This is a genomic window from Mycobacterium colombiense, assembly GCF_003284975.1.
GTDB classification, from domain to species: Bacteria; Actinomycetota; Actinomycetes; order Mycobacteriales; family Mycobacteriaceae; genus Mycobacterium; species Mycobacterium europaeum_A.
Genome location: NZ_QMEU01000182.1, coordinates 1 through 4,744, shown reverse-complemented (window position 1 = coordinate 4,744; position 4,744 = coordinate 1). Strand labels below are relative to the sequence as shown.

Below are 4,744 nucleotides of genomic sequence, written 5' to 3'. Positions count from 1 at the left end.
CACCGCGATGACGGTGTTGAGCGGGTTGTCCACCGGATCCGACGGGGACGGCAACTGGGCGAGCGCGTCGACCTGCTCGGCCGGCGGCGGCCGCAGTCCGAATTCCTGAACAAGGTCCGTCATCCACGGCAGGCCGGTGCTCCGGTCGACGACCTCGCCGGCGGAATTCACCACCGCGACCGCCCCGACGGTCACACCGGACGGCAGCGTCCTCGACGCGGTTCCGACGCCGCCCTTGAGCGCCCCGGCGCGCGCGCCCACCCCGGCGCCGACCGTCCCGACGGCTAACTCTCCATCGGTGGCGGCCGCACAGGCCGCGTAACCGAACTCTGCCGTCGGCCGGCACTGCCAACCCCCGACCGGCAGATCGAAGATCACCGCTGTCGGCACGATCGGGACCACACCGCCGTCCATCGCCACGCCGCGCTCGTGTTCTTCCAGGAAGCGCATCACACCGTCGGCGGCGGCCAGGCCGAAGGCGCTGCCCCCGGCGAGCAACACCGCGTCGACGAACCGCACCGTGTTGGCCGGATCCAGCAGATCGGTCTCGCGGGTGCCGGGCGCACCGCCGCGGCAGTCGACGGCGCCGACGGTCCCCGGCGGGGTGAGTATGACGGTGACGCCGCAGGCCCAGCCGGCACCCAGGGACGCGTCGGGATCAAGTCGTTGGTAGTGGCCGACACGGATGCCCCCGACGTCGGTGATGGCGCTCACCTCCTCGCCCGACGCGGTCATCGGGACCCCATGAGCACCAGCACCAGGTACTCCTGCAGCACCGTCAGCCACTGGTAGACGTCGAAGTGCACGGCCAGCGGATGGTCGGCGGGCAGGCGCTCCGGGCCGTCGGGTCCCACCTCGAGCATGACGCCCAGCGTCAGCCGGATGTCGTTGACCGCTGCGATCCAGCAGTTCGCGTCGTCCTCGTCGAGCTCGAAGCGGCCGCCGTCGTCCGGAACCGTGCTCAGCAACCGCTGCGCGGCAACGCGTTTGGCGTCGACGATGCCGGGCTCGTGCAGGCTGCGCAGGGCGGCGTTCAGGCTGTCCGCGGCCTCGGACGGCTCGGTGTCATCGTCGTCGGGCCGATAGAAATCGGGCAGCAGCCGACGCAACGTGGGGTCTTTCGGCGGTTCGGCGTTGCCGGTCTTGATCCCGGTGATCTCCTCGAGTTCGTCTGCCGGCGAACCGGATTCACGCTCGTCGAGCAGGCCGATCATCGCCGTGGCCAGATTCTTGAGCAGGGCGGCCTCATGCGATGCCAGCGACGACCGGAAACGGGGACCGTCAGCGGTCTCGATCCGCTTCCATTTGCGCACAGGGAATCGCCAGCGCCTCGACCGTCAGCGGTCCTGCTGCATTGTCGCCCACAGACCGGCGGCGTGCAGCTTGGACACATCGACTTCCATGGACTCCCGGCTGCCGGCGGACACCACGGCCTTGCCCTCGTTGTGCACCTGCAGCATCAGCTTGGTGGCGTGTGGCTCGCTGTAGCCGAACAGCTTCTGGAACACATAGGTCACGTAGGTCATCAAATTAACCGGGTCGTCCCAGACGATCGTGACCCACGGGCTCGCCGTGGCCTCTACCGGAGCGGACTCTCGTTGTCCTGTAGTGCCCGGCTTAGTGGGCGCTGACATAACAACCATGGCCTACACGATACCGAGGGATGGACGACGTTTCCGAGCCCCGAGGGCAGCCGATACCGTTATGGGATGAACGACCCGGTCGTTATTGGGCTGCTGACCGACAAGTACGAGTTGACGATGCTGGCGGCGGCGCTGCGCGACGGCAGCGCCGATCGACGGACCACCTTCGAGCTTTTCGCCCGCCGGCTTCCCCAAGGACGCCGTTACGGCGTGGTCGCCGGCACCGGCCGGCTGCTCGAGGCGCTGCCGCAGTTCACCTTCGACGACCAGGCGTGCCAGTCGCTGGGGCAGTTCCTCGACCCAGATACGTTGCGCTACTTGCGCGAATTTCGGTTCGGCGGCGACATCGACGGCTACGCCGAAGGCGAGCTGTACTTCCCCGGATCCCCGGTGCTGTCGGTGAGCGGGACGTTCGCCGAATGCGTGGTGCTCGAGACGCTGGCGCTGTCGATTTTCAACCACGACACCGCCGTCGCCTCGGCCGCTGCGCGGATGGTGAGCGCGGCCAGGGGGCGCCCGCTGATCGAGATGGGGTCGCGGCGAACCCACGAGCAGGCCGCGGTCGCCGCGGCCCGCGCGGCCTACATCGCCGGCTTCGACGGCTCCTCCAACCTGGAGGCGCAGCGCTGCTACGGAATACCCGCCGAGGGCACCTCCGCGCACGCGTTCACCATGCTGCACGCGCGCGCCGACTCCCCGACGGAATCGACCGAACTGGCGGCGTTTCGGGCACAGGTCGACGCCCTGGGCGCGGACACCACCCTGCTGGTGGACACCTATGACGTGACGACCGGGGTGGCCAATGCCGTCGCCGCCGCCGGTACGGGGCTCGGCGCGGTCCGCATCGACTCCGGCGAACTGGGCGTGCTGGCCCGCCAGGTCCGCCGGCAGCTCGACGAGCTTGGCGCCACCCGGACCCGCATCGTGGTCTCGGGTGACCTCGACGAGTTCTCCATCGCGGCCCTGGCCGCCGAACCGGTGGACAGTTACGGCGTGGGCACGTCGCTGGTGACCGGCTCGGGCGCCCCGACCGCGAACATGGTCTACAAACTCGTCGAGGTGGACGGCATGCCGGTGCAAAAGCGCAGCAGCCACAAGGAATCTCACGGCGGACACAAGGAGGCGCTGCGGCTGTCCCGCGACTCCGGCACCATCACCGAGGAGGTGGTGTATCCGGCCGGACAGCAGCCCGCCGTCTCCGAACCGGCCCGGGTACTGACCGTCCCGCTGGTGCGCGGCGGCGAGCTGGTGTCCAAACCGAACCTCGCGGCGGCGCGCGAGCTGGTAACTTCCGGGCTGCGCAGTCTGCCGTGGGAGGGATTGAACTTGTCGCACGGCGATCCCGCGGTCACCACGACGCAGATTCCCAACCAGCGAAGAGGGTAGCCACGTCCGACGTGTCCGTGTCCGAGCTGCTGGCCACCGCCGTGGCCGCGCTCGGCGGCAGTGAGCGCAGCGGCCAACAGGAGATGGCCGCCGCGGTGGCGCGGGCCTTCGCCACCGAGGAGCACCTGGTGGTGCAGGCCGGCACCGGTACCGGCAAGTCGCTCGCGTATCTGGTGCCCGCGCTCGTGCACGCCCTCGACGACGACTCCCCCGTCGTCGTGTCCACGGCCACGATCGCTCTGCAGCGCCAGCTCGTCGACCGCGATCTGCCCCGGCTGGTCGACGCGCTGGCCGATGCGCTGCCGCGCCGCCCGCAGTTCGCGTTGCTCAAGGGTCGGCGAAACTATCTGTGCCTGAACAAGATTCACAACGGCGCGGCCGCCGACGGCGCGGATGCCGACGACCGGCCGCAGGAGGAACTGTTCAATCCGATGGCGGTCAGCGCCCTGGGCCGCGACGTGCAACGGCTCACCGAATGGGCGTCGAGCACCGAATCCGGTGATCGCGACGACCTCAAGCCCGGCGTGCCGGACCGATCCTGGTCGCAGGTCAGCGTGTCCGCACGGGAATGCCTCGGCGTGGCGCGCTGCCCGTTCGGTACCGAGTGCTTCTCCGAACGCGCGCGCGGCCGTGCGGGTCAGGCCGACATCGTCGTCACCAACCACGCGCTGCTGGCCATCGATGCGGTGGCCGAATCGGCGGTCCTGCCCGAGCACGCGCTGCTGGTGGTCGACGAGGCGCACGAGTTGGTGGACCGGGTGACGTCGGTGGCCACCGCGGAGCTGACGTCGGCGGCCCTCGGGGTGACCGCCCGGCGGATCGCCCGCCTGGTGGAGCCGGAACTGATCCAGCGCCTGGAGGCGGCGACGGCCAACTTCGCCTCGGTCATCCACGACGGCACGCCGGGCCGCATCGATCGCCTCGATGAGGAGCTGGCGACCTATCTGACGGCACTGCGCGACGCCGCGACGGCGGGGCGCTCGGCGATCGAGCGCACGAACGACCCCAAGGCGGCGTCGGCGCGCGCCGAAGCCGTTGCGGCGCTGAGCGAGATATCGGACACCGCGTCGCGCGTGCTCGCGTCCTTCGGCCCGGCCATCCCCGACCGCACCGACGTGGTGTGGCTGGAGCACGAGGAGATCAGGGGCGCGGCGCGCCCGGTGCTGCGGGTGGCCCCGCTGTCGGTCGCGGGGCTGCTGCGGTCCCGGGTGTTCTCGCGTTCGACGGTCGTGCTCACGTCGGCCACGCTGACCATCGGCGGCTCGTTCGACGCCATGGCCACGGCGTGGGGGCTGACCGGTGCGGACGACGACGCGCGGTGGCGCGGCCTGGATGTGGGTTCGCCGTTCCAGCACGCCAAAGCCGGAATCCTGTACGTGGCCGCGCACCTGCCGCCACCGGGACGCGACGGCACCGGCTCCGCCGAGCAGCTGAGCGAAATCGCCGAACTCATCGCCGCCGCCGACGGGCGCACCCTGGGGCTGTTCTCGTCGATGCGGGCGGCCCGTGCCGCCGCCGAGGCCATGCGCGGCCGGCTGTCGACGCCGGTGCTGTGTCAGGGCGACGACAGCACCTCGGCGCTCGTCGAGCAGTTCAGCGCCGACCCCCAGACCTCGCTGTTCGGCACCCTGTCGCTGTGGCAGGGCGTCGACGTGCCCGGTCCGTCGCTGTCGCTGGTGTTGATTGACCGCATCCCGTTTCCCCGGCCCGACGAC

Annotated in this window: 5 protein-coding genes; 2 read left to right on the top strand and 3 right to left on the bottom strand. The window is 70.4% G+C overall.

Going from position 1 to position 4,744, the window contains the following annotated elements:
• The 3 genes from DQP58_RS25845 to clpS all read right to left on the bottom strand — a co-directional run.
• Positions 1-714, bottom strand: a 714-nt coding sequence (locus DQP58_RS25845; protein ID WP_112710897.1) for a P1 family peptidase, incomplete at its 3' end; no start/stop codon positions are given.
• 17 nt (positions 715-731) lie between these two features.
• Positions 732-1,313, bottom strand: coding sequence for a DUF2017 domain-containing protein (locus DQP58_RS25840; protein WP_112710896.1), 582 nt, complete (start codon positions 1,311-1,313; stop codon positions 732-734).
• 24 nt (positions 1,314-1,337) lie between these two features.
• Positions 1,338-1,643, bottom strand: a complete 306-nt coding sequence (clpS, locus tag DQP58_RS25835) for an ATP-dependent Clp protease adapter ClpS (protein WP_066867352.1) — start codon at positions 1,641-1,643, stop codon at positions 1,338-1,340.
• A 66-nt stretch (positions 1,644-1,709) separates the two neighbouring features.
• On the opposite strand from clpS, the gene DQP58_RS25830 reads away from it, so the two are divergent.
• Both DQP58_RS25830 and DQP58_RS25825 read left to right on the top strand, forming a co-directional pair.
• Positions 1,710-3,029, top strand: coding sequence for a nicotinate phosphoribosyltransferase (locus tag DQP58_RS25830; protein ID WP_112710895.1), 1,320 nt, complete (start codon positions 1,710-1,712; stop codon positions 3,027-3,029).
• Positions 3,030-3,040: 11 nt separating this feature from the next.
• Positions 3,041-4,744, top strand: a 1,704-nt coding sequence (locus DQP58_RS25825) for an ATP-dependent DNA helicase (protein WP_133259444.1), incomplete at its 3' end; no start/stop codon positions are given.

What these genes read in the sequence shown, in the direction of transcription:
- DQP58_RS25830 (WP_112710895.1), top strand. Translation starts at nt 1,710, where the DNA reads ATGAACGACCCGGTCGTTATTGGGCTGCTGACCGACAAGTACGAGTTG.
- clpS (WP_066867352.1), bottom strand. Translation starts at nt 1,643, where the DNA reads ATGGTTGTTATGTCAGCGCCCACTAAGCCGGGCACTACAGGACAACGA.